This is a genomic window from Amycolatopsis sp. CA-128772 (assembly GCF_002904295.1).
GTDB lineage: Bacteria > Actinomycetota > Actinomycetes > Mycobacteriales > Pseudonocardiaceae > Amycolatopsis.
The window spans coordinates 244,847-267,339 of the sequence record NZ_PPHG01000025.1; the positions used below are offsets into that span (position 1 = coordinate 244,847).

Annotated in this window: 23 protein-coding genes; 15 read left to right on the forward strand and 8 right to left on the reverse strand. The window is 73.7% G+C overall.

The window, feature by feature from the left end; translation table 11 throughout:
- Both C2L59_RS11170 and C2L59_RS11175 read left to right on the forward strand, forming a co-directional pair.
- A complete protein-coding gene (locus C2L59_RS11170; RefSeq protein WP_146060313.1) occupies positions 1–228 on the forward strand; it encodes a hypothetical protein in 228 nt (75 codons plus the stop codon).
- An 82-nt stretch (positions 229–310) separates the two neighbouring features.
- Entirely contained in the window at positions 311–1,552 is a 1,242-nt protein-coding gene (locus C2L59_RS11175; protein WP_103349453.1) for an MFS transporter, read from the forward strand.
- A gap of 10 nt (positions 1,553–1,562) precedes the next feature.
- Here C2L59_RS11175 and C2L59_RS47880 read toward each other — a convergent pair whose 3' ends face one another.
- On the reverse strand, positions 1,563–2,186 hold the full coding sequence (locus C2L59_RS47880) for a helix-turn-helix transcriptional regulator (protein WP_103349454.1): 624 nt from the start codon (positions 2,184–2,186) through the stop codon (positions 1,563–1,565).
- Between the two features lie 280 nt (positions 2,187–2,466).
- Positions 2,467–3,360 (reverse strand): LysR family transcriptional regulator, encoded by an 894-nt coding sequence (locus tag C2L59_RS11185; protein ID WP_103349455.1) that lies wholly within the window; start codon positions 3,358–3,360, stop codon positions 2,467–2,469.
- Between the two features lie 84 nt (positions 3,361–3,444).
- On the opposite strand from C2L59_RS11185, the gene C2L59_RS11190 reads away from it, so the two are divergent.
- The 5 genes from C2L59_RS11190 to C2L59_RS50060 all read left to right on the forward strand — a co-directional run bounded on the left by C2L59_RS11190 (position 3,445) and on the right by C2L59_RS50060 (position 8,793).
- On the forward strand, positions 3,445–4,632 hold the full coding sequence (locus C2L59_RS11190; RefSeq protein WP_103349456.1) for an MFS transporter: 1,188 nt from the start codon (positions 3,445–3,447) through the stop codon (positions 4,630–4,632).
- Between the two features lie 27 nt (positions 4,633–4,659).
- Entirely contained in the window at positions 4,660–5,343 is a 684-nt protein-coding gene (locus C2L59_RS11195; protein WP_103349457.1) for an alpha/beta fold hydrolase, read from the forward strand.
- Between the two features lie 9 nt (positions 5,344–5,352).
- Positions 5,353–5,793: a hypothetical protein gene (locus C2L59_RS11200; RefSeq protein WP_103349458.1), complete on the forward strand. Its 441-nt coding sequence runs from the start codon at positions 5,353–5,355 to the stop codon at positions 5,791–5,793.
- Positions 5,794–5,878: 85 nt separating this feature from the next.
- On the forward strand, positions 5,879–7,444 hold the full coding sequence (locus C2L59_RS11205) for a long-chain-fatty-acid--CoA ligase (RefSeq protein ID WP_103349459.1): 1,566 nt from the start codon (positions 5,879–5,881) through the stop codon (positions 7,442–7,444).
- A 203-nt stretch (positions 7,445–7,647) separates the two neighbouring features.
- On the forward strand, positions 7,648–8,793 hold the full coding sequence (locus C2L59_RS50060; RefSeq protein ID WP_103349460.1) for an MFS transporter: 1,146 nt from the start codon (positions 7,648–7,650) through the stop codon (positions 8,791–8,793).
- Positions 8,794–8,802: 9 nt separating this feature from the next.
- Here the strand turns inward: C2L59_RS50060 and C2L59_RS11215 are convergent, their stop codons facing one another.
- Positions 8,803–11,634, reverse strand: a complete 2,832-nt coding sequence (locus C2L59_RS11215) for a LuxR family transcriptional regulator (protein WP_103349461.1) — start codon at positions 11,632–11,634, stop codon at positions 8,803–8,805.
- An 862-nt stretch (positions 11,635–12,496) separates the two neighbouring features.
- Between C2L59_RS11215 and C2L59_RS11220 the strand changes: the two genes are divergently transcribed.
- The 3 genes from C2L59_RS11220 to C2L59_RS11230 all read left to right on the forward strand — a co-directional run bounded on the left by C2L59_RS11220 (position 12,497) and on the right by C2L59_RS11230 (position 15,226).
- Positions 12,497–13,507 carry an ABC transporter substrate-binding protein gene (locus C2L59_RS11220; protein WP_103349462.1) on the forward strand — a complete coding sequence of 337 codons (1,011 nt, stop codon included), beginning with the start codon at positions 12,497–12,499 and terminating at the stop codon, positions 13,505–13,507.
- A 70-nt stretch (positions 13,508–13,577) separates the two neighbouring features.
- Positions 13,578–14,252 (forward strand): HEAT repeat domain-containing protein, encoded by a 675-nt coding sequence (locus C2L59_RS11225; protein ID WP_103349463.1) that lies wholly within the window; start codon positions 13,578–13,580, stop codon positions 14,250–14,252.
- Positions 14,246–15,226 carry a HEAT repeat domain-containing protein gene (locus C2L59_RS11230; RefSeq protein WP_103349464.1) on the forward strand — a complete coding sequence of 327 codons (981 nt, stop codon included), beginning with the start codon at positions 14,246–14,248 and terminating at the stop codon, positions 15,224–15,226. The genes C2L59_RS11225 and C2L59_RS11230 overlap by 7 nt, the downstream gene beginning before the upstream one ends.
- Before the next feature lie 78 nt (positions 15,227–15,304).
- Here C2L59_RS11230 and C2L59_RS11235 read toward each other — a convergent pair whose 3' ends face one another.
- A complete protein-coding gene (locus C2L59_RS11235; RefSeq protein ID WP_103349465.1) occupies positions 15,305–15,793 on the reverse strand; it encodes a MarR family winged helix-turn-helix transcriptional regulator in 489 nt (162 codons plus the stop codon).
- A gap of 65 nt (positions 15,794–15,858) precedes the next feature.
- Here C2L59_RS11235 and C2L59_RS11240 point away from each other — a divergent pair, with 65 nt between their 5' ends.
- Positions 15,859–16,281, forward strand: coding sequence for a DUF6069 family protein (locus tag C2L59_RS11240; RefSeq protein ID WP_103349466.1), 423 nt, complete (start codon positions 15,859–15,861; stop codon positions 16,279–16,281).
- 81 nt (positions 16,282–16,362) lie between these two features.
- Here the strand turns inward: C2L59_RS11240 and C2L59_RS11245 are convergent, their stop codons facing one another.
- On the reverse strand, positions 16,363–17,178 hold the full coding sequence (locus C2L59_RS11245; protein ID WP_103349467.1) for a hypothetical protein: 816 nt from the start codon (positions 17,176–17,178) through the stop codon (positions 16,363–16,365).
- A 112-nt stretch (positions 17,179–17,290) separates the two neighbouring features.
- On the opposite strand from C2L59_RS11245, the gene C2L59_RS11250 reads away from it, so the two are divergent.
- Genes C2L59_RS11250 through C2L59_RS11260 form a run of 3 tightly spaced genes read left to right on the forward strand, consistent with a single transcriptional unit; the run spans position 17,291 to position 19,768 of the window.
- Entirely contained in the window at positions 17,291–17,683 is a 393-nt protein-coding gene (locus tag C2L59_RS11250) for a GntR family transcriptional regulator (RefSeq protein ID WP_103349468.1), read from the forward strand.
- The gene (locus tag C2L59_RS11255; protein WP_103349469.1) at positions 17,680–18,765 is read left to right on the forward strand and encodes a DUF1648 domain-containing protein; all 1,086 of its coding nucleotides are present in this window, start codon (positions 17,680–17,682) and stop codon (positions 18,763–18,765) included. Before C2L59_RS11250 ends, C2L59_RS11255 begins: the two co-directional genes overlap by 4 nt.
- A gap of 13 nt (positions 18,766–18,778) precedes the next feature.
- Positions 18,779–19,768, forward strand: coding sequence for a serine aminopeptidase domain-containing protein (locus C2L59_RS11260; protein WP_103349470.1), 990 nt, complete (start codon positions 18,779–18,781; stop codon positions 19,766–19,768).
- 38 nt (positions 19,769–19,806) lie between these two features.
- Here the strand turns inward: C2L59_RS11260 and C2L59_RS11265 are convergent, their stop codons facing one another.
- From C2L59_RS11265 to C2L59_RS47395, 3 genes are all read right to left on the reverse strand, one after another.
- On the reverse strand, positions 19,807–20,370 hold the full coding sequence (locus tag C2L59_RS11265) for a phosphoribosyltransferase family protein (RefSeq protein ID WP_233223413.1): 564 nt from the start codon (positions 20,368–20,370) through the stop codon (positions 19,807–19,809).
- Between the two features lie 127 nt (positions 20,371–20,497).
- The gene (locus C2L59_RS11270) at positions 20,498–20,722 is read right to left on the reverse strand and encodes a hypothetical protein (protein ID WP_103349472.1); all 225 of its coding nucleotides are present in this window, start codon (positions 20,720–20,722) and stop codon (positions 20,498–20,500) included.
- Positions 20,722–20,868: a hypothetical protein gene (locus tag C2L59_RS47395; RefSeq protein ID WP_158263038.1), complete on the reverse strand. Its 147-nt coding sequence runs from the start codon at positions 20,866–20,868 to the stop codon at positions 20,722–20,724. Before C2L59_RS47395 ends, C2L59_RS11270 begins: the two co-directional genes overlap by 1 nt.
- Before the next feature lie 194 nt (positions 20,869–21,062).
- Between C2L59_RS47395 and C2L59_RS11275 the strand changes: the two genes are divergently transcribed.
- Entirely contained in the window at positions 21,063–22,490 is a 1,428-nt protein-coding gene (locus tag C2L59_RS11275) for a hypothetical protein (RefSeq protein WP_146060314.1), read from the forward strand.
- Positions 22,491–22,493 lie beyond the last annotated feature (3 nt).

Sequence of the window (22,493 nt, forward strand, 5' to 3'; positions counted from 1 at the left end):
ATGCTGCGCTACAGCCGGGCCTACCCGCCCGAGGCGGTCGGGGCGTTCGGGCCGGCGGCGGACTGGGTGGCCGCGCACCCCGCCCAGGGGCCGCTGTTCCTGTGGGACGACCTCAGCGTCACCGCCGACGCGTTCGCCGACGAGCCGGCCTACCGCGACGAAAGCGCGCAGTGGCACCGGTTCTGCCACGAGCAGCTCGGGTTCGCCGTGCCGGACGACCTGGGCTGAGCCGCGGTGGCGGTGGCGCACGCCCTGGGGGTGTGCGCCACCACCACCGGACCTTTTCCGGCGCCGTCCGAGGAGACCGCCGATGAGTGCTGACCACGAAACCGGCCCCGCGAACGACGTCGAGGCGCGTCCGTCGCCCTTCGCTCCCTTCCGCCGCCGGGACTTCCGGGTCCTGGTAGCCGGGCAGTCGCTGTCGACGCTCGGCGACATGGTGTACCTCGTCGCCCTGCCGTTCGTGATCCTCGGCGCCGGCTACGCGACGTCGGGGCTGAGCCTCACCCTCACCGGGTTCGGCCTGGCCCGCGTCGCCACGGCGCTGCCCGGGGGCGCGCTGGCCGACCGGTTCGGCGCCCGCGCGGTGATGCTGGGCGCCGACCTGGCCCGGTGCGCGGCGCTCACCACGCTGGCCGTCGCGGCGGCCCGCGGGACGCCCGCCCTCGGTCACCTGGTCGTCGTCGGGATCGTGCTCGGAGCCTGCGAAGGCGCCCACATCCCCGCGTACCGCTCCATCACCCCGGCCCTCGTGCCCGACGTCGAGCTGCCGGCCGCGAACTCGCTCGGCATCGCGGCCAACCTGTTCGCCAACGTGGTGGGCCCGCCGATCGGCGGCGCCCTCGTCGCCCTGGTGGCCCCGTGGCCCGCGATCGGCGTCGACGCCGCTTCGTTCGCCGTCTCCGCACTCGCCCTGCTGGCGATCCACCGGACGCCGGGGACGCCGGACCGGGCACCGGCCGGGGCTGCCGGCTCCCTGCTGGGGTTCGTGCGGTCGTCGCCCCTGTACCGGACCGTCCTGCTGATGACCGCGGTCCTCGGGGTGTCGGTCGGCGGGACGCTGGAAGTCGCGCTGCCGGTCCTCACCCGCGCCCGCCCGGACCTGGGCGCCGCGGGCTACGGCTGGCTGATGGCCGCGCTGGGGATCGGCATGCTCGGCGGCGGCGGGTCGGCCGGCGCCCTGACCCACGGCCGTCGCCAGGGCCCGATCGTGATCGCCACCCTGGCCGTCAACGGCGGCCTGCTGGCCGCGGTGCCGCACGTCGGCGGCCTGCTGCCGATGGCGGCCACGACGGCCCTGATCGGCGCGCTCGACGGGGTGCTGGCGGTCCTGGTGATGACCGCGACGCAGCGCATGCCACCGCCCCGGCTGCTGGCCCGCGCGCAGGGCCTGATCAGCATGGTCACGTTCGCCATGTTCCCGTTGTCGGTCGCGGCGGCCGGGCTGGTCCTGCACCACGGGTCCCCGGCGGCGATGTTCCACCTGACCGGCCTCGGGTTCGCGGCGGTGGCTGCGTGCGGCGTCGCGAGCCGCAGCCTGCGCCGCCTGTGACGGCGTCCCGTCAGACGAGGCCGCGCCGGGCGGCCGCCACGCCGGCCTCGAAGCGGCTCGACGCGTGCAGCCGGTCGCAAAGGGCGGTCACCCGGCGCCGGTAGGTGCGGACCGAGATGTCCAATCGGCGCGCGGCCTGTTCGTCCTTGAGGCCGGCCGACAGGCAGCGCAGGATCCGCACCTCCAGCTGGGAAAGCTGCGGCGGCACGGCACCGGACGGCGGCGCCGGCCGGGCCTGCTGGAAGGCCCAGATCGCCACGGCGAGCACGCCCGGCGCGCGCAGGACCGTCCGGTCCTGCCGTTGCGGGAAGACCACGGCGGTCGAGTCGACCACGGCCAGCCAGGTGGTCAGCCCCGGCAGTATCCGCACTTCGACGCCCGGAAGATCGGCGGCCGGCGGTCGTTCGATCTGCAGCAGCTGCCCGGACTGCGGGGATTTCCGCAACCACGACTCTTCGACCTCGAGCAGACGGCCGAGGATTTCCCGGTCGGCCCGTTCGGCACCGGCATCCGGATCGTACCGGCCCAGCACGTCGTCGACGGCGGCGTGCAGCCGCGCGGCGAGATCGGGACAGCCGGCCCGCTTGAGCGCCCACGCGGTTTCCGCCGTGGGCACGTTGGCTTTCCCCAGCATCGATTCACCCCTCCCCCAAGCCGGATCACGCGGCTCGATCCTCCCGGAGATCGCCGCCGGGTTTTCCGGAGCAGCAGAAAGCACGAACGACACAAACTGTTTCCGCGGACGGATCTTGCGGTTCGCGATAACCCCAGCCGATCGACGATCGTAACACCACCTTGGCAGGTCCCGTCGACAATTCGTCGACAGTCGTTCGACACGATCTTTGCCAGCGGGTTAATCGGGCGGCAAAAAGCCGGATGTCCGATTCGGGAAACGCGATCACCGGCCGGCCTGATCATTTCCGCCGGGCGAGTTCCCGCGCCACGTCGAGGGCGATCTCCCGCGTCCGGACCGCCAGGGGTGACTCGGTGCGCCCGGCCGGCCAGTACAGCGCCAGTTCCCGCGTGGGCGAAGGGGTCAGCTCGTGGATGTCGAGCCGGTCGTCGGCCCAGGCGTCGTGTACCTGCAACGCAAGCCACGGCAGCACCGCCCAGCCGATGCCCGCCCGCACCATCGACAGGATGGTTTCGTGGCCCGTGGTGCGGAACACGAACCGCGGCTGCGCCCCGGCGCGGGCCAGCGTCCGCTCCAGCCACCGCTGGTGGTGGGTGGGCGGCCAGGCGACCACCGGGACGTCGTCGAGCAGCTTCACCCGGACCGGGCCGGCCGGCACCGCGCCGGCCGCCGTCACCAGGAGGTACGGCTCGTCCAACAGGTCGGCGCGGTCGACGTCGCCGGCCACCGGGCCGTCGTGGAACAGCAGGTCGAGCTCGCCGATCCGCGGGTCATCCGGCGCCACGTCGGACAGCCGGATGTCGCAGCCGGGGTGCTCGTCGAGCAGCCGGCGGATGACGGCCGGCAGGATCAGGTTCGACACGCTCTGGAAGGTGCCGATGTCGATGCGGCCGTGGCCCGCCCGGAACCGGTCGACGGCGTCGGTCAGCGCGGCCGCCTTCGCCAGCAGCTCGCGGCCGTGGGCCAGCACCACCTCGCCGAGCGGTGTGATCCGGACCGGCTTCGGCCCGCCTGGCCGGTCGAAGACCGGGCCGCCGACGGCCTTCTCGAGCGCGGCGACCTGCTGGCTCACCGACGACTGGGTGTAGCCGAGCCGGGCGGCCGCCTGCCCGAAGGTGCCTTCCTCGGCGATCGCGGCGAGCGTCCTCACGTGACGCAGCTCGAAGTCGGCCATAGCGCTCGACCATAGCCCCAGCCGATCGATTCCATCGGAAATCATCGCTTTTCGTGATGTCCCAGCGGACCTAGCGTCAGAGCCATGACGACTTCGAGCACGATCGCCCGGCCGCACCTCGGGCTGCCCGCTTCGGTCTGGGCCCTGGCGGCCACGCACCTCGTCGGCCGGGCCGGCGGCGTGGTCCGGTCGTTCCTGGTGCTGTACCTGACCCAGGCACAGCACCTCTCGCCGTCGACCGCGGGCGCGGTGGTCGCGGCGGTCGGCGCCGGGGACATCGGCTCCCAGCTGCTCGGCGGCTGGCTGGGCGACCGGATCGGCCGGCGCAACACCATGCTGGCCGGGTTTCTCGGGGCTGCCGCGGCCCTGACCGCGCTCGGCTCGGCGGACACGCTGCCCGGGATCTGGGTGGCCGCCGCCGCGGCCGGCCTGACGATGGAACTGTTCCGCCCGGCCGGGTCGGCCGCGGTGGCCGATCTGCCGCCGGAGCACCGGATCCGCGCGTTCGGCTTGCTGTACTGGGCGGCCAACCTCGGCTTCTCGGTCGCCGCGGTGACGGCCGGCGTCCTGGCCGCGCACGGGTACGGCCTCCTGTTCTGGATCAACGTGGTGGCGTCGCTGGCGGCCGCGCTGATCGTCTGGCGCCGGGTTCCGGAAACCCGTCCGGCGGGACCGGCGCGGACGCGGCGGGCCCTGCTGCCCGTCGTGCTGCGGGACCGGTTGACGCTCGCGCTGCTGGCGCTCCACGTCGGCTACTTCACGCTGTTCCTGCAGACGTTCACGACGTTGCCACTGCTGATGACGGCCGGCGGGTTCGGCACCGCGACGTACGGCGCGGTGCTCGCGCTGAACGGGATCGCCGTCGTGGCCCTCCAGCCGGTGGCCGTGCGGCTGCTCGCCGGCCGGGACGGCAGCACGGTGTCGGCCGTCTCGATGCTGCTGGTCGGGCTCGGCGCGGGACTCGGCGCCGTGAGCCACGGCCCCGCCGGCTTCGCGGGTTCGGTCCTGGTCTGGACGCTGGGCCAGATCGGGATCGCCGTCCGCTTCGGCGACACCTTCACCGGCCTCGCCCCGGCCGAGCTGCGCGGCGGCTACCTGGGGCTGGCTTCGGCGACCTGGAGCGCCGGCGCGGTGCTCGGGCCGCTGGCCGGGACCGCCCTGCTCGATCTCGCCGGCGCGACCGTCCTCGGTTCGGTGTGCGCAGGGGGCGGGACCGCCCTGTTCGCCCTCCAGCGGGCGCTCGGCCCGGCCGTGCGCCGCCGCACCCGATGACCCTCTCCGCAAAGGAAGGCACCGCCCATGAGTACGTACGTGTTGATCCACGGTGCCGGCGACGCCGGCTGGTCCTGGCACCTGGTCGCCGCCGAGCTCCGCAGCCGCGGACACGACGTGGTGGCGCCGGACCTGCCCGCCGGCGACGATTCGGCCACCCTCACCGACTACGCCGACGCCGTGGTCGAAGCCGCCGGCCACCGGCCGGACCCGGTCGTCGTCGGCCACTCGTTCGGCGGATTCACCGCACCGCTGGTCGCCGACCGGCTCTCGGCCGGGCTGCTGGTCCTGGTGGCCGCCATGATCCCGGCCCCCGGCGAATCCCCGGACGACTGGGGCCGCCGCACCGGGTGCGGCGACGCCGTGCGGGCGCAGGCGGCGCGCGACGGCGGGCGCACCGGCCACGCCGACCCGTACGTCGGCTTCTACCACGACGTGCCGCGCGCCCTCGCCGAAGAAGCACTGGGCAAGGAGCGCGCCCACCCGTCACCCGCCGCGATGGCCCAGCCGTGGCCGCTCGACGCGTGGCCGGACGTCCCCACCCGGTTCGTGCTGGGCACCGAGGATCGCTGCTTCCCGCCGGAGTTCCTCCGCCGGCTGGCCGCCGAACGGCTCGGGCTCGTCGCGGACGAGATCGCCGCCGGCCACTGCGTCGCGCTCAGCCGCCCCGCGGAGCTGGCCGATCTCCTCGAGCGCTACCGGGCAGGCTAGGTTGCCCGGATGAGTCTCCTCGATGACGTGGCCGAACGCGACGGCTGGCGGTGCTGGGTGTGCGACGAACCGGTCGACCCCGGGATGTCGGTGAACGACCCGCGCGGCCCCAGCGTCGACAGCCGGACGGCGGACCGGAAGGCCAAGGTCGCCGAGCGGCTCGCGCACCGCGGGTGCAACACCCGCAAGGGCGCGGTCAAGGTGGTCATCCCCTGGCCGGACCGGCTGCACGTCGGCGAACCGGCGCCGCTGATCACCGTGGCCGGCCGGCTGGAGCGCAAGGGCGGCCGCGAGATGGTGGCCCGGTGCCCGACCGAGCGGGACGCCCGGGAAGCGGCGGACTGGCTGGTGGACCGGTTCTCCCGGCTGGTGCCCGGGCTGCCCGTCACCGCCGACGTCCAGGCGGGCGGCGGGCAGTTCCTCGTCGTCCTGGCCACCGGGCGCCGCTGAAGGGTTCCGGTGGACCGTGGCCGCCGCCGCGTGGTAGAAGTAGAACGTGTTTCACTTCTGACCACCGGTGCCGGGAGGTGCGCGGATGAGCGTCCCGACGGTGACCGGCCTGCTGCTGGCCCGCGCCGGCGACGAGCGGCCGGGCCTGCGGTTCGAGGACGAGACGTGGTCGTGGGCCGAGCACGTCCGCGCGTCGGCGCGGCAGGCGGCCGGCCTGCGGGAAGTGTTGCGCCGGGACGAACCGCCGCACGTCGGCGTGCTTTCGGACAACGTCCCGGCGTTCTCGATCCTCCTCGGCGCCTGCGCGTTCGCCGGGGCGGTGCTGGTCGGGCTCAACCCGACCCGGCGCGGGGAAGCGCTTGCCCGTGACGTCCGGCTCGCCGACTGCCAGGTCGTGCTGACCGAGCCGAAGTACCGGCCGCTGCTGGCCGGACTGGACCTCGGCGGGATCGAGGTGCGGGACCTGGGTTCGTGGCCGGCGGCAAAGGACCCGATCGACCCCGTCCCGGCGTCGGCGGACGACCTGCTCATGCTCATCTTCACCTCCGGCACCAGCGGTGACCCGAAGGCCGTGCGCTGCACGCACGGCAAGATCGCGTTCCCCGGCGCGATGCTCGCCCAGCGCTTCGGTCTGTCCACATCGGACACGGTGTACGTGACGATGCCGATGTTCCACTCCAACGCCATCATGGCCGGCTGGGCGGTCGGGCTCGCGGCGGGCGCGACCATCGCCCTGCGCCGCCGGTTCTCCGCGTCCGGCTTCCTGCCCGACGTGCGCCGGTTCGGCGCGACCTATGCCGGCTACGTGGGCAAACCACTGTCCTATGTGGTCGCCACCCCGCCGCGTCCGGACGACGCCGACAACCCCTTGCGGCTCGTCTACGGGAACGAAGGCGCGAGCGCGGACCTGAGCGCGTTCGAGAAGCGCTTCGGCTGCAAGGTCATCGACGCGTTCGGCTCGACCGAGGGCGGGGTGGGGTTCGCCCGCACCGACGACACACCGCCGGGCTCCCTCGGCCGGCCGGCCGGGGACGTGGCCATCCTGCACCCGCACACGGGCCGCCCGTGCCCGCCGGCCGAATTCACCCCCGACGGCCGCCTGGCCAACGCCGGGGAGGCCGTCGGCGAGCTGGTCAACACGGCGGGCGCCGGCTGGTTCGCCGGCTACTACCGCGACCCGGAAGCCGACGCAGAGCGCCTCCGCAACGGCCGGTTCCACACCGGCGACCTCGCCTACGCCGACGCGGCCGGTTTCTGCTACTTCGCCGGCCGGCTCGGCGACTGGCTCCGCGTCGACGGCGAGAACCTCGGAACGGCCCCGATCGAGCGCATCCTCCTGCGCCACCCGGCCATCACGGAGGCCGCCGTCTACGCGGTCCCCGACCCGGTGACGGGCGACCAGGTGATGGCCGCCATCGTCACGGCAGGGCCCGTGGACCCCACCGACTTCGGCCGCTTCCTGGCCGGCCAGGCCGATCTGGGGCCCAAGCAGGTACCCCGGTACATCCGCACGGTCGCCGAGCTGCCACGGACGTCGACGTTCAAGGTGGTCAAGCGGCAGCTGTCCGCCGAGGGTCTGGACGGCCCTGGCGTCCTGTGGGAACGCATCGGACGGGACGTCGTCTACAAGGCTGTCAAGCCCCGGCCTTGACAGGCTGCCCGCTCGCCTGCGCATGAGCCCGTCACAGGCCGTGCCGATGCACGGTCATCCGCAAAGCCATCCGAACAGCCCATATCCCTTGGAACACAACAAACCTCGGACATCCGTCACCTGACGGATGTCTACCTCCCGGCGCTCCGAGAAGCATTGCTCTACGGAGTTCGACGCTCCGGCCTCGACGACGAGGAGGAGCGATGTCGCGTGCTACCACCACCGTCTCCACGCTGGTGATCTTCGTTCTCGCCATCAACCTGCGGCCGGCCGTCACCAGCCTGGGTGCCGCCCTGCCCGACATGTCCGTCGCCGGGAGCCTGGTCGGCGCCGTGCTCGTTGCGTTGCCGCTGTGGGCGATCGGGCTCGGCGGGTGGGCGACGCCGTTCCTGTGCCGCTGGGTGGGGCCGCACCGGACCGTCACCGTCGCCCTTCTCGGGCTCGTGTTGTCGCTGGCCGGGCGGGTGCTCGGCGGCCCGGTGGAACTCCTGGTCGGGACCGCGCTCGCGTGCCTGGCCATCGCCGTGCTCGGGACCATGCTGCCGCTGCTGGCGCAGGGTTCCGCCGCCTTCACCTTCGGGCTCGGGTTCGGCAGCACGGCCGGTGCGCTGGTCACGCCCACCGCCGTCATGTCGTCGTCGTGGCGGGTCGCGCTCGGTGTCTGGGCGACCGCCGCGCTGGTGGCCCAGCAGGTGTGGCAGCGCACCCCCGGCGAGTTCGGGTCGCCGCGGGCCGCCTCCGGGGCCGCGCCCGCCGCCGCCTTGACCCTCCACTTCGGACTCATCTCGACCGTGACGTTCCTGGTCATGGGCTGGCTGCCCGGCATCCTGCGTGACGCCGGTGTCCCGCCGACGACCGCGGGCGCGTGCCTCGCGCTGTCGATGGCCATGGGGCTGCCCATGATGTGGCTGGTCCCGGGCTGGACCCGCCGCTGGCGCAACCAGACCCTGCTCGTCGTCACCCTGGCCACGCCCAACGTCATCGGCGTGACCGGCCTGCTCCTCGCCCCCGCGGCCGCGCCCTGGCTGTGGGCCATCGCCACCGGCACCGGCATGGGCGCGCTCGCGTTCGTCCTGACGACCGTTTCGCTGCGCAGCAAGGACAGCTCCCTCTCGCTGTCCGCCGTCGTCCAGGGCGTGGGGTACCTCATCGCCGGCTTCGGCGTGCTCGCCTGCGGCTGGCTGCACACGAGCACCGGCACCTGGCGGACCCCGTTGCTGCTGGTCCTGGCGGTGCTGCTCGGCCAGATGCTCAGCGGGCACCTGGCGGTTTCGCGCCGGGCGACGCCACCACTCTCCCCAGCACTCGTCGTGCGCCGTCAAGGGGACGCGCCGGAGGTCGGGGTGTGAGCCCCGGGCTCAGCCCAACGCCGACTGGTGGCGGGCCGCCTCCCGGGCGATGTCGATGCGCGAGTGCACCTCGAGCTTGGTGAGGATGTGCGACACGTGCGTGCCGACCGTGCGCGGGGACAGGTAGAGGCGGCCCGCGATCTGCGGGTTCGACAGGCCTTCCACGACGAGCGCGGCGATCCGGCTTTCGGTCGGGGTCAGGCTTTCCCAGCCCCGGGTGGCCTTCCGGTGCTTCACCGTCGGGCCACGCCGGATGCCGAACGAGCGGAACAGCGCGCGCAGCCGCGCCACGTCCCACTGCGCGTCCAGCGTCGAGTAGATGTCGATGGCGTGGGTGAAGGCGGCCCGCGCCGAACCGCGGTCTTCGGCCCGGGCTTCGGCGAAGGCGACGGCGGCCGCTTCCAGGGCCTTGGCCCGCGAGAGCGGCCGGCCCGCGTCGCGGTAGCCGTCGGCGGCCCGCAACAGCATCGTGCCGTCCCCTTCGAGCAACCCGCGGCAGTACAGGACCAGCGCGCGGCGGTGCGGCACGGCGGACTCGGCGCCGATCGCCCCCACCCGGGCCTCGATCTTCGCCGCCGCCCGCTCGTCGCCGATCGCCGCGGCCAGCCGGGCGGCGTCGCCCAGCAGGTCCTCCCCCGTGTCTTCGCCGGCCGGCACCGCGGTCAGCACGGCGAGCGCCCGCTCCGGCGCGCCGGCGTGCTCGAACGCGAAGCTGCGGGCCCGGACCAGGGGTTCCACCACCTCGTCGCCGATGTGCTCGGCGTACAGCGCCGCGGCGTCGAGGTGGCGCCGGGCCGCGGCCGTCTCCCCGCGGTGGAAGTGGATGATCGCGGCGACGCCGTGGTCGCAGCACGCCACGGCCGGGTCCTTGCGGTCGTCCGGGACGACGTCCGCCTCGGCCAGCGCGTCGTCCCACCGGCCGGCGGCCAGCAGCAGCTGCCCGAGCGCGCTCTGGGCCTGGGCCAGCCGGGCCACGCTGCCGGTGCGGTCGGCCAGTTCCCGCGCCTGGCCGGCGGCGGCGAGCGCGTCGGGGTACCGGTCGAGCGCGCCGAAGGTGACCGACTGGTTGATGCGCAGCTGCAGCGTCAGGTCGATCAGCGCGGGGTCGCCGCGGACGATGGCCATCGCGCGGTCGAACAGCGGCAGGGCTTCGGTCCACTCCCCGCGTGACATCGCGACCAGGCTCAGCACGTGCAGCGCCCACCCGGTCGCCCAGCGGTCTTCGGCCGGGCCGAGTTCTTCCAGCGCTTCGGTCGCGACCCGGTGGGCGTTGGCCATCTCGCCGACGTAGCGGTGCGTGCGGGCGATCAGCACCAGCAACCGGGCCCGGTGCCGGGCCTGCAGGCTGGGCCGGGTCAAGGCGTGTTCGAGCTCGGCGAGGTATTCGGCGGCCCGGCCGGTCCGCCCGCGGCACTGGACGACCGTCGTGTGCAGGTCCACGCGCACGTCGGCGTCGCGGACGCGATCCAGTGCGCGGCAGGCGATCCGTTCGGCCTGGGCGACGTTGCCCAGCTGGTAGTAGGCGTCGGCCAGCCGGCAGGCCAACGCACCGGTCACGGCGTCGTCGAGCGGGGTGTCCCGCACCGCCCGGCGCAGCAGCGCGACGGCGACGACCGGCGCCTGGCCGATCAGCGGCATCGCCGACTCCAGCAGCCACTGCACGGCCCACGCGGGCACCGGCACCCGGCTGTCCGTTGTGGACACCATGGGCAGCAGGTGCCGGGCCACCCGCTCGACCGGGGCCTTCGCCTCGGCCAGTGCCCAGGCCGCGTCCTGGTGCCAGGCGATCCGGACGCCCGTCGGCATCTCGTCGTACAACGCCTCGCGGATCAGCGGGTGCCGGAACTGCAGGTCGTCGCCCGCCGCCACCAGCACGCCGGCGGCGCGCGCCTCGTCGAGGGCGGGCAGCAGGCCGGCGAGCGGGGAGTTCGTCACCGTCACCAGGTCCGCGACCGAGAAGCCGACGCCCAGCAGCGCCGCGGCCCGCAGCACGCCCAGCGCCGGCTCCGAAAGGAAGCCCAGCCGGTCCGCGATCGCCTCCGGCAGCGAGTCCGGCGTGGCCGCGCCGGTCAGCTCCACGATGCCTGCGGTGTCGACGGCCAGGCGCGAGCTGCGGGCCAGCGCGTCGACCAGTTCGGTGAGGTACAACGGGTTCCCGGCCGCGCCGTCGGCCAGCCGCGCCAGGTCGGCGCCCGGTTTGCCGCCGGCCAGGGCGGCCACCAGCTCGAGCACCGCCGGTTCGGCCAGCCTGCTCAGCCGCAGCCGCTCGCCCGGCCCGACGATCCGGAACAGCGAACGCAGGTCGTCGCGGCGCGGCACCGGCCGCAGCACGCCGACGAGCAGCAGCGGGAGCTGCCGGACCGAGCGGGCGAGCCGGCTCCACACCGCCACCGTCGTGCGGTCGGCCCACTGCAGTTCGTCGACGACCAGCACGGCCGGCCCGTCCTGGCAGAGCTCGTCCACCAGCGCGATCAGCTGTTCGGCGGCCGCGGCGGCGAGGTCGGCGCCCTTGCCCGCGACGGCGCCGCCGCCCAGCAGCTCGGAAATGGCGTCACGGCGGGGATCCCGCGTGACCGGCGTGATTTCCAGCGCGTCCAGCAGCGGCAGCAGCGGCAGCGCCTGCCCGAGTTCGTCGCCGGCGCCCCAGAACACCTGGCAGCCCGCGTCGGTGGCGGCCGCGCAGGCGGCCCGGACCAGCGCCGACTTGCCGATCCCGGGTTCGCCGTCGACCAGCACGGCACGCCCCCGGCCTGCGGCGACGTCACGGATCCAGGCGACCAGCCGGGACAGTTCGCCGTCCCGGCCGACCAGCAGCTCTGTACCGTCCGTAAGCGGTCGCACACGGCGATTTTAGAAGTAAAACCTGTTCCCCAACAAGGGGCCCACCCGGTCAGGGCGGAACTTCAACCGTTAGTCGAGAGTTCCGCCCGCCGAAACATCACATTCGATAAATGCGCCGATTCGTGATCCCCGCGTTATTCGGCCGGCGGGTGCGAATCGATCACCACCGGTCCGGACCGGTCCGGAAAAGCCGGTGGTCAACCGCGCCCGGCCCGCCGAAGTCGGCTGCGGTCCGGGGCATCGGCCTCGCTTCCGGAGCCAGGGCGGCTTCACCGCCGCAGCTACGCCATTCGCCGGAGTCGCGGTCTTCGACGTTTTCGACGGGTCCGGGGCGGCGGCCTCACCGGGCACCGTAACCGAACTTCGCGCGAATACTCCGCGTGACGACCGCCGATTTGATTTTGCCGGAGCTCGCCCGGCGGATTCGTCGTCGTCCCGTTGTTTTCCGCTCCGGGCGGCGGCGACGGGCACGTTTTCCGCACTTCACCCACCGCACTCGCCGGGGCCGGGCACGCCGGGGGCGGGCCGACGCTGGTCCGGATCAGGAGCCCGACGCCGCACCCGGCGCGTCCGGCCGCGGGCCCGAATCCCCGGCACGGGCGCCCCGCCGTCCGGAATCAGTGGTGCGCCGGCATTCCGCCGCACCGATCCGCAGTCCCTGCCGATAACCGCGGAAAAGCGCCAAGATCGTGGATCAAGTATGCGTGCCTCCATTCTGGTGAAACCCGGCCTCCGGCGCACATCACGCATTGTCAAGTGCTGACGGGGTGCCTACAGTGGCCAGCTTGATGTCGGGGGGTGAATCACGCACCTTCCTTCTATTCGGTACCGACTCCCACACCTCCTTCGAGGAGCATGCCTTGTGTTTGGAATCGCCAGGAGCAGTGGCCGTGGTCGCGCTCGCCACGCGGTGCTCGCGCTCGCGGCCCTCACGGCCGCCGCGGGCTGCGGCGCTCTCGGATCGGCCGCCTCGAACCCCGCACCGGCCGGCAGCGGCCTGGAGAAAGCCACGCTGAAGATCTCGATCCTGCCCACCACCGACCTCGGCCCCTTCTGGCTGGCCCAGGACAGCGGCTACTTCCAGGCCGAGGGCCTCACCGTGGAGTCCGTCGTCGCCGCCAGCGGCCAGGCGTCGCTGGCGAAGGCGATCTCGGGTGAGGCCGACATCGCGTTTTCGACCTACCCCCCGTTCTTCACCGCGCACAGCACCGGCGCCGCCGACATGGAACTGGTCGCCGACGCGACCTCGGTCAACCCGAAATCGAATGCGATCGTCACGGTTCCGAATTCACCGGTGAAAACCATCTTCGACCTCGCCGGCCGGAAGATCGCCATCACGGCCAAGAACACCGCTTCCGACCTTCTCACGCGGTCGGTCATGCAGGACCACAACGTGGATTACGGCAAGGTGAAATGGGTGCTGATCCCGTTGCCGAACATCGCCGCGGCGCTGCAGCAGGGCGACGCCGACGCGGCGTACCTGCCGGAGCCGTACATCACGCAGGCCGCCAAGACGGCCGGCGCGATCCCGGTGGTCGACATCAACACCGGCGCGACCCAGGACTTCCCGCTGACCGGCTACGGCGCGACGAAGAAGTGGGTGCGGGAGCACCCGAAGACGCTCGCCGCGTTCCAGCGGGCGATGCAGAAGGCCACCCACGAAGCCCTGATCGACCGCGCCAAGGTCGAGCCGCTGCTGGTGCGGTTCGCCAAGATCGACGAAGACACCGCCAAGCTGCTCACCCTGCCGGGCTACGGCTCGATCCTGGACTCCCGGCGCCTGCAGCGGGTACCCGACCTGCTGCTGCAGCTCGGGGCCATCCCCTCGCCGATCGACGTGAACTCGATGATCGGACCCCAGGCCGGGAGATGACCCGCCGGTGACCCCGGCCACGCCGTGCTTGACCTTGACACTGTGACAAGGTCTTCACTGCGGGGAGGAGGTGGTCACCGTGACGCACACGACCGACACCCAGCTGGTCCGCGCACTGGGCGCCGCGAACCCGTCGACCCGGCTGCAGGCCGCGCTGGCCGTGGGCACCCGGGCCGACCCGGGGCTCGCCGGGGCGCTGGTGGCCCGGTGCGCGACCGAGCCGGACTTCTTCGTCCGCGACATGCTCACCTGGGCGCTGACCCGCCTTCCGGCGGACGTCACCGTGCCCCGGCTGGTCGCGGAACTGGCGTCCGGGTCCGCGCAGGCCCGCAGCCAGGCGCTGCACACGCTGTCCAAGATCGGCGACCGGACGGCGTGGCCGTCGATCGCCCGGGCGCTGCTGCACGACCCCGACGACGAGGTCGCGCGCAGCGCGTGGCGGGCCGCCGTCGTGCTCGCGCCGGCGGGTGAGCACGGCGGGCTGGCCGCGGACCTGGCCGGTCAGCTCGGCCGGGGCGACCGGACCGTGCAGCTGAGCCTCAGCCGGGCCCTGGTCGCGCTCGGCGACGTGGCCGGGCCGGCCCTGCAGCCGGGGCTGGTGAGCCCCGACCCGGCGGTGCGGGCGCACGCCCGTGCCACGCAACGGCTCCTGCACGACCCGGACGCCGGGTTCGACCTGGCCGTCGACGAGGCGAAGCGGATCGTCGCGCTCGGGCCCGAACGGGCCGGGAGCACGGCGTGCTGATCGGCGAGGTGGCCCGCCGGTCCGGGGTGAGCACGCGGATGCTGCGGCACTACGACTCCCTCGGGCTGGTGCGGCCGACCGGCCGGACGGTGGGCGGCTACCGCGAGTACGCCGAGGCGGACATCCGCCGGATCTTCCACGTGGAGGGGCTGCGCTCCCTGGGGATGTCGCTGCGGCAGATCGGCCAGGCGCTGGCGGATCCGGCGTTCACGCCGTCCGCGCTGGTCGACGACCTCATCCGGCGCACGGAGGACCGGCTGCAGCGGGAACAGGAACTCCTCGAGCGCCTCCGGGCGATCGACGCTTCGGAACCGGCCGGCTGGGACACCGTCCTGCACGTCGTCGAGCTCCTGCACGAGCTGGATTCACCGAGCCCGTCCCGCCGGCAGCGGGCGGCCTTGGCCCCGGTCGAGGACGTCCCGCTGCTGGCCAAGGCGGTACTGGCCGAAGCTCATCCGAACGTCGCCGGCGCCCTGCGCTGGGCCTTGGCCCGCGCGGGCGCCGACGCCGTGGCGGGCGTGGCCGCGGGCATGCACTCGGCCGACACCGAAGTCCGGCGGCGCGCGGTGCGGGCGATCGCCGAACTCCCCGGCGAGGAGGCGACGGCGATCCTCAAGGACGCCCTCGAAGACCCGGACCCGGACGTCCGGCGGAACGCGGCGCTGGCCGCGGGCCGCCGCGGCACGACCACCGCGGTACCGGCCCTGGTCGCCATGGTGGCCGAGGGCACGAACGACGTCGAGGCGGCGGAGGTCCTGGGCACGCTGGCCCAGGATCCTGTTCAGGGACAACGGATCCTGGACGCGTTGGCCGGGGAACTCGCCGCGGACGCGGCGGTGCGGCTGCGGGTGACCCAGGCCCTCGCGGAACTCCCCGGGGATCTGGCGCACGCGCTCCTGCGGCAGCTGCGCGACGACGAGGACCGGACGGTGGCGCTCCTCGCGGAGGCGCTGGACGGGCGGTCCACGCCGTGAAGGTCCTGCCGACGCGGCTCGACGCCGTGCTCGCGCTCGCCGGCGTCGGAGTTCGAGGATGGTGTCGTCGCCTCCCGCCTACTGCGGTTTGAGGATTTCCGTCGGCAGCCCGAGGTGGGCGACGATCCGCTCCACGGCGTCGCCGAGCCGCAGGAAGTCGTCGCCGAGGGGGTCGAGCACCAGGCGGCGGACCGTCGCCACGTGCGCGGGCGCCGAGGCCGCCAGGTGCGCGCGGCCGGCGTCGGTCAACGTTGCGGTCGTGAACCGCCGGCCCTGCCCGGTGCAGACCGTGCGCGTGACCCAGCCCCGGTCCTCCAGGCGCGCCACCGCGTGGGAAATCCGCGGCAGCGAGCCGTTGGCCATCTCCGCGATCTCGCTCATCCGCAGGGTTTCCCCCGGCACCGCCGACAGCCGCGCCAGGATCATGTAGCCCAGCAACGTCAGGTCGGCGTCCCGCAGCAGCTGGCTCTCCAGCGCGCCCGGCAGCGTGAGCAACACCTTCGCCAGGTTGATCCACACCCGCAGCTCGTCGTCGCCGAGCCAGCGCACGGGCTCCTCTACGCTCACGAGCTTGACTTTAACACGCAACTCAACCTACCGTTTGAGTTGAACACGCAACCCGAGGAGAAGCGATGACCACCACCGCCCAACCGGCGTCGACCACGGCCCTCCGCCTCGGCTTCGCCCTGCTGGCCGCCGCCGCGGTGAACACCGTCATCGCCCTCGGGGCGCTGGCCCTCGACGACGGCGGGATCGGCATGGGCCTGTCCCCCGCGGCCTACCTGCCGGCCACGGCCGCCGGGCTGCTGCTGGGCACCGCCGGCTGGTTCGCGCTGGCCCGCCGCGCCCGGCAGGCGCTGCGTGTGGTCGTCCCGGCGGTCCTGGTCCTGACCTGGGTCCCGGACCTGCTGCTGTTCACCGCGGGCGCCACGGCCGCCAACGTCTTCGGGTTGATGCTGATGCATCTCGTGGTGACGACGGCGCTGGTCACAGCCCTCCGCCCGACGCTGACCCCGCCAAGCCGCAGCGTGCAGGCGGTCCCGACCACCGACTAGGCCGACGACGGCGCTGGTCACAGCCCTCCGCCCGACGCTGACCCCGCCAAGCCGCAGCGTGCAGGCGGTCCCGACCACCGACTAGACCACCGAAAGCACCGTCCGCGAGCCCAGCCGGCCCTTCCCCGGCTCCCGCGTCACCTGACCGGCCGCCACCGCAGCCGTCACCGCGCCGAGAGCGTCCTCGGCGCGGTAGATCGTCTCCAGCAGCGTGAACCGCTGCAGATCCGCGACCGTGCCCGCGCCCCGCCGGTCCAATTCCGCCAGCAGGGCGCGGCGCAACGGCAGCAGCTGCGGCGTCAGCGATATGTCGACCAGCGTGCCCTCGGTGTCACGCGGGTCGCGGTAGCGGATGCCCGCGAACTCGTCCACCGCCCACAGCTCGGTCTTGAACGTCGCCAGGTGCCGGCTGTCGGCCGTGGCGAACACCAGGGCCCGCGCTGTTCCGTCCTCGGCCACCAGGTCCACCGCCGCCACGCAGCCGAGGCCCGCCGCCCGCAGCCGGTCCCGGTGGTCCGGGCCCGGCTCGGCCGTCAGCAGGACCTCGTGCGCCTTGCCGCACACCAATGACGGCGGCCAGGCGCCGGACAGGTGCGCCAGCATCGGCCCGGGCACCTCGACCTCCCGCAGCTCGCCGGCCGTCCGGACCACGAGGCCCGCCGGCGCGTCGTCCGGCGCGGGCCGGCCCACGACCACCGCCTCCAGGTGGTGGCCGCCCAGCCGGTCGGCGAACTCGCCGAAGACCCGGAAGGCGTCGGCGGCGAAGGCGCCGCACTCGACGTACGTCCCGCCGCGCTGCGACCGCAGCACGGTCGACGTCCACGCGTCGAGGTACCGCACCAGCACGTCGCGCTCGACGGAAACGTGCGGGTCAGGACGCCGGACGCGCTCGGCCACCCTTCCGGTTCTACCGCACCCGCCCCCGAACCACCAGAACCCGGCCGGGGCACACTTGCGCTCGTCGGGTGCTTTGTTCTATAACTACTACAACAGAGCAACAGGGGGTCCCGTGATCATCAGCCTCGACCTCTCCAGCGACGTGCCGATCTACCAGCAGCTGCGGGATCGCGTCGTGGAGGGCATCGCGGCGGGCACGCTGCGGGAGGGCGAGTCGCTGCCGTCCACGCGCCAGCTCGCCGCGGACTTCGGCATCAACTTCCACACGGTCAACAAGGCGTACGACCTGTTGCGGCAGCAGGGTTTCGTGCGGCTGAACCGCAAGACCGGGGCCGTCATCGGCCCCACCGCCGCCGACGCGGCGTTCGCGGCCGGCTGGTCGGCGCGGGCGCGCACACTGCTCGCGGAGGCGGTCGCCAAGGGTATGCCCGCGGACGAGGTGCTGGCGACCTGCCGCGCCCTGCTCGCGGGCTTCGAGGAACAACGAGGGGATGAAGCGTCGTGACGACGACCGGTCTGGTGGCACACCTGGTGCTGATGGTGCTGCTGGGTTACCTGGCCTGGCTGACGCCGGTGCTGTCCGCCCGCAGCGTGCGGTTCGGCGTGCGGGTTCCGGACGACCGCGTCGAAGACCCGGTGGTACGCAGGGAAACGGCCCGGTTCCGCACCGGCGTGCTGGTCGTGGCGGCGGTCGGCACACTGGCCGGCGCCGGGCTGGTCCTGACGGCCGGCATCGCCGTGCTGCCGGTCGCCGTGCTGGCGGTGCTGGTCGCCTGGTACCTGCTCTACCTCCGGGCCAACCGGGTGATCACGGCCGCGAAGCGCGAGCAGGACTGGTACGCCGGCGTCCGCCAGGGCGTCACCGTCGACACTTCCCTGCGCGACGATCCGCCCCGGTTCCCGTGGGCCTGGCTACTGCTTCCGGTGCTCGTGGTGGCCGCGACGGTCGTCGTCGGCGTGGTCCGCTACCCGGGCCTGCCGGACGTGCTGCCGGTGCACTTCTCCGGCGGCAGCGCGGACCGGTTCGCGCCGAAGTCGGTCGGCAGTGCCTTCGTGATCGTGTTCGTCCAGGCCGCGCTGACGGTGATCCTCTGCGTCGCCGGCGTGCTGGTGTTCCGCGGGCCGGCCGACGTCGACCCGGCGCGGCCGGCGGCGTCCGCGCGGGCGCACCGGAAGTTCGTGACCCGGCTGGGCACCGCCCTGATCGCGCTGGCCACGCTGGCCGACCTCGGCCTGTTCGCCGCCGCCTGGGCGATCTGGGCCGCCTCGCCGGACGCCGGTTTCCTGCTTCCGCTGACGATCGCGCCGTTCGCGGCCGGCGTGGCGATCCTCGTGGTCGTCGTGGCCCGGCGCGACCGGGACCCGGAGCCCGACGAGCACACCGGCCTGAGCCACCGCGACGACGACGGCCACTGGATCGGCGGCCTGCTCTACCGCAACGCCGACGACCCGTCGTGGTTCGTGGCCCGCCGGTTCGGCGTCGGCTGGACCGTCAACATCGGCAACCGCGTCGCGCTCGTCACCTGCCTCGGGCTGACCGCCGCGGTCGTCCTGTTCGGCATCTTCCTGCCCTACATCCTGCGCTGAACGGAGAGTTCCCATGCACAGCCTGCTCGCCGCGGCCCTGCTCGCCGCGACCGTCGTCCCCGCCGGCGACCTTCCCGCCACGGACCGGGAAATCACGTTCCAGTCCGATGGCATTGCCGCCCACGGCACGGTGCACGTGCCTGCGCACCGCCCCGGCACCCGCCTCGCCGCCGCGTTGCTCCTGCCCGGCAGCGGACCCACCGACCGCAACGGCAACCAGCCGCCCGCGCTCCGGCCGGACACCCTCGCGCTGCTGGCGGACGCCTTGGGCCGCGACGGCATCATGACGTTCCGGTTCGACAAGTACGGCAGCGGGCCGGCGCCCACCCCGCCGCCCGCCGGCAGCGATTACCACGTCTTCGTCCGCCAAGCCGATGCCGCGTACGCGACGCTGCGCGCGCAGCCGGAGACCGATCCGGCCGCCATGCTGGTGGCCGGGCACAGCGAAGGCGGGCTGAACGCGATGCTCGTCGCCACGTCGGTGTGGCCGCGCCCGGCCGGGCTGGCGCTCATCGCGCCGCAGGACGACCGGATCCTCGACATGATCGCCGCCCAGGTCGGCGCCCAGCTCGACGCCGCCCTGCCGCCGGAGCAGGCCCGCGCCCAGAAAGACCTGATCACGGCCTGGATCGCCGCCTTCCGCGCCGGCGGGCCGGCCGGCACCGACGGCATGCTGCCGTCGATCGCCGAGCTGTTCCGCACCCTCGACGCCCAGAGCGCGTTCCTGCGCAGCGACGACGCGATCTACCCGCCGGACGTGGCCCGCCGGGTCCGGCCCGGCACGCGCGTGCTGGTGACCTGCGGGACCGCCGACCCCAACGTCCCCTGCGGCACCCTGCCGCCGTTGCTGAAGGCCCTGCACGGGCCGCGCCTGGCCACCCTGCCGGGCATCGACCACCTCCTGCACCCGGCCGGCAGCCCCACCGACGGGCAGCCACTGGCCCCGCCGTTCCTCGCGGCGCTGCACCAGTGGGCGAAGCACTGGGCCGCCGGCCCCCGGTGATCGCGAGGCGGTCCGCCAACCCGGCCGGCGCCGCGGCGTCAGCGCAGTTCGCCGACGTGCAGCAGGGCGCGGACGTCCAGCTGACGCCGGACCTGGTTGCTGCGCAAAGCATCGACCACGGTCGCGGCGCCGAGCCAGGTGGCCCCGGCGTCCCGGGTGAGGTGGTGGGCGGCGTGCGCCTGACCGCCGGTTTCGATCCAGTCGTCGACGAACAGCACGCGATCGCCGCCGCCGATCAGGTTCTTGCGGAAGCCGAGGCTGAGGTGGCGGTCCTGGTAGTCGGGTGGCGTGGTCCGCCGCAGCCAGGCGTCGCTGTCACACGACGGCGCACGGTCCTTGCGGACTTCGACGAACCCGACCCGCAGGTGCAGGGCGACCAACGGCCCCAGCAGGCACCCGCGGGACTCCGGCCCGAGCACGACGGTGGGCGCCCGGTCGGCGAACAGCCCGGCCAGCGCGGGCCCCAGCTTTTCGAGCAGCTCCGGCCGCCGCCACCACCCCGTCACATCGGCGTAGTAGTGCCGGTCCGTGCGGTCTCCGCGCCAGACGAAGGCACGGCGAAGCCCGGCCTTCACCTCTTGCCGCCACGCATCTCCGGACACCGGCCCATGATCGGGCCCACGGGGTCCACGGGCAATCGGTTTAGCCCGGCCTCCGGTCTTCACTCACCGCGGCCCGAGTACTCCACTGTGGACACATCCGGCGCCGGCAGGCCCAGCAGAGCGGCAATCACCGCCAGCGTGTCCCCGCCCGCGCCCACACCGGCTCCTCCACCGGCTCGGTCCGCAGCCGAGCCGCCGATGCCTCGAGCTCGCCGTGGATCTCGATGCGGTCGCAGAATCCCGGCCACCCGTACGTGCCCACGATGATCGTCAGCTCGCCGCGGCCGTCGGCGATGTGCTGGAAGCGGAACCCGCGGGCGACCAGCGCGCGCAGGCCCTCCTCGACGGTCATCACCCGCGGTCCCGCTCGTCCGCCGCCCGCCGGGGCTTGCCGGCTGCCGGTGGGGCCGCCGCCCGGGCCGGCGCGGCTTCGGCCGGCCGGACCGGGTCCGGTGGGGTGCGGCCGGCGCGGGCGTTTTCGACCCAGCGCACGGTCATGCGCCGGCGGTGTCGCGACGACGGGACACAGGTCCTCCTCGGCTCTCTGCGGCGGACCAGCGTTCCGGGCCGGCCCGGCGGCGCGGAATCCCGCCGGACCGGAGTTTTCGGCGGATTTTCCGGTGCTGCCGCGGAAAGCCGTGATGCGCTACGGTGGCGCGTCGGTGGTGGCGTGGATCACTCGGAGCGGCGTCATGGGAACCAGCGGGGCGAAACCCGGGAGCAAACCGGAGCGGGAACGGCTCCGGCACCAGCTGCTCGCCGGCGGCAGCAGCCCGGAGCGGATCGCCGCCGAGATGGCCGGGCGCTGGCTGTTCAACCCGCGGCAGGCCTGGCGGTACACCCACGGCCTGTCCCAGACGGCGGTCGCCGCGCGGTGCAACGACCTGCTCGGCGACCCGCGTGCCCCGATGACCGGGAAACGGATCAGCGAGTACGAGGCGTGGCCGCAGCGCGGCATCCGGCCCACGATCCACGTCCTCGCCCTGCTCGCCCGGGTCTACGGCACCGTCCCCCGCGCCCTGCTGGGCGAAGACGAACTGCCGCTGCTGCCCGAGCCCGAGCGGCTCGTGCTCGACCAGCTCCCGCTCGGCGAAGCCCCGGCACCCGGCCCCGGCCCCCTCGACGCCGCCGCGGTCCGCGCCGCCGCGCACGCGTCCGGGGCGCACGCCGAACTCGCCGAGGTCACCGAGGTCGGCGCGATCACGCTCGAACAGCTGGACCACGACGTCGTCCAGCTCGCCCGCACCGCCATCCTCACCCAGCCCGCCGAGATCTTCGGCGAGCTCGTCCGCGTGCGCGATCGCGTGTTCCAGCTGCTGCGGCGGCGCGCCCACCCGGCCCAGCAGTCGCACCTCTACCTGCTCGCCGGCCAGACGTGCGGCCTGCTGGCGAGCGCCAGCATGGAGCTGGGCTGCTACGGCGCCGCCGCGGAACAGTCGCGCGCCGCCTGGGTCTACGCCGAGATCATCGGCCACAACGGGCTCAAGGCGTGGTTGCGCGGCACCCAGGCGCTCATCGCGTTCTGGTCGGGCGACCCGCACGAGGCGGCGCACCTGGCCAAGGCCGGCCGCGAACACCTGCGGCACGGCACCGGCTTCGTCCGCCTGTGCAACATCGAAAGCCGCGCCTGGGCCTACCTCGGCGACGTCCGCGAGACCCAGGCGGTGATCACGATGGGCCACCGCGCCCGGGAGCAGCCCACCGAGCCGGACGACCTGCACGACCTCGTCGGCGGCGAGTTCGGCTTCGACGAGGCCCGGCAGGCGTTCTGCAACGCGGGCGCGTGGGTCCAGGTGGGCCGGCCGGTCCTGGCGATCGAAGCGGCCGAGCGCGCCCTCCGCACCTACGCAACGGACGCCGAGCGCAACCGCCGCTACGGCGGCGAACCCTCAACCCGCCTGGAGATGACCGACGGCTACCTGGCCATCCGCGAACTCGACGCGGCGGACGACGCGCTGGAGCCGGTGATCAGCACCCCGGCCACCGCCGGCGTCGCCCACCTGTCGACCCGCCTGTCCGACATCTGCGCGACGCTGGACACGGCGCCGTACCGGAATTCGCGGGAAGCGCGGGAGCTCGCGGAGCGGATCCGCGCACACCCGGTGCTGACGAGCCGGTGACGC

Bases quoted from the DNA above. Each gene is read 5' to 3' on its own strand.
- C2L59_RS11170 (WP_146060313.1), top strand. From the start codon at position 1: ATGCTGCGCTACAGCCGGGCCTACCCGCCCGAGGCGGTCGGGGCGTTC.
- C2L59_RS11175 (WP_103349453.1), top strand. From the start codon at position 311: ATGAGTGCTGACCACGAAACCGGCCCCGCGAACGACGTCGAGGCGCGT.
- C2L59_RS47880 (WP_103349454.1), bottom strand. From the start codon at position 2,186: ATGCTGGGGAAAGCCAACGTGCCCACGGCGGAAACCGCGTGGGCGCTC.
- C2L59_RS11185 (WP_103349455.1), bottom strand. From the start codon at position 3,360: ATGGCCGACTTCGAGCTGCGTCACGTGAGGACGCTCGCCGCGATCGCC.
- C2L59_RS11190 (WP_103349456.1), top strand. From the start codon at position 3,445: ATGACGACTTCGAGCACGATCGCCCGGCCGCACCTCGGGCTGCCCGCT.
- C2L59_RS11195 (WP_103349457.1), top strand. From the start codon at position 4,660: ATGAGTACGTACGTGTTGATCCACGGTGCCGGCGACGCCGGCTGGTCC.
- C2L59_RS11200 (WP_103349458.1), top strand. From the start codon at position 5,353: ATGAGTCTCCTCGATGACGTGGCCGAACGCGACGGCTGGCGGTGCTGG.
- C2L59_RS11205 (WP_103349459.1), top strand. From the start codon at position 5,879: ATGAGCGTCCCGACGGTGACCGGCCTGCTGCTGGCCCGCGCCGGCGAC.
- C2L59_RS50060 (WP_103349460.1), top strand. From the start codon at position 7,648: ATGTCGCGTGCTACCACCACCGTCTCCACGCTGGTGATCTTCGTTCTC.
- C2L59_RS11240 (WP_103349466.1), top strand. From the start codon at position 15,859: ATGACCACCACCGCCCAACCGGCGTCGACCACGGCCCTCCGCCTCGGC.
- C2L59_RS11260 (WP_103349470.1), top strand. From the start codon at position 18,779: ATGCACAGCCTGCTCGCCGCGGCCCTGCTCGCCGCGACCGTCGTCCCC.
- C2L59_RS11270 (WP_103349472.1), bottom strand. From the start codon at position 20,722: ATGACCGTCGAGGAGGGCCTGCGCGCGCTGGTCGCCCGCGGGTTCCGC.
- C2L59_RS47395 (WP_158263038.1), bottom strand. From the start codon at position 20,868: ATGACCGTGCGCTGGGTCGAAAACGCCCGCGCCGGCCGCACCCCACCG.
- C2L59_RS11275 (WP_146060314.1), top strand. From the start codon at position 21,063: ATGGGAACCAGCGGGGCGAAACCCGGGAGCAAACCGGAGCGGGAACGG.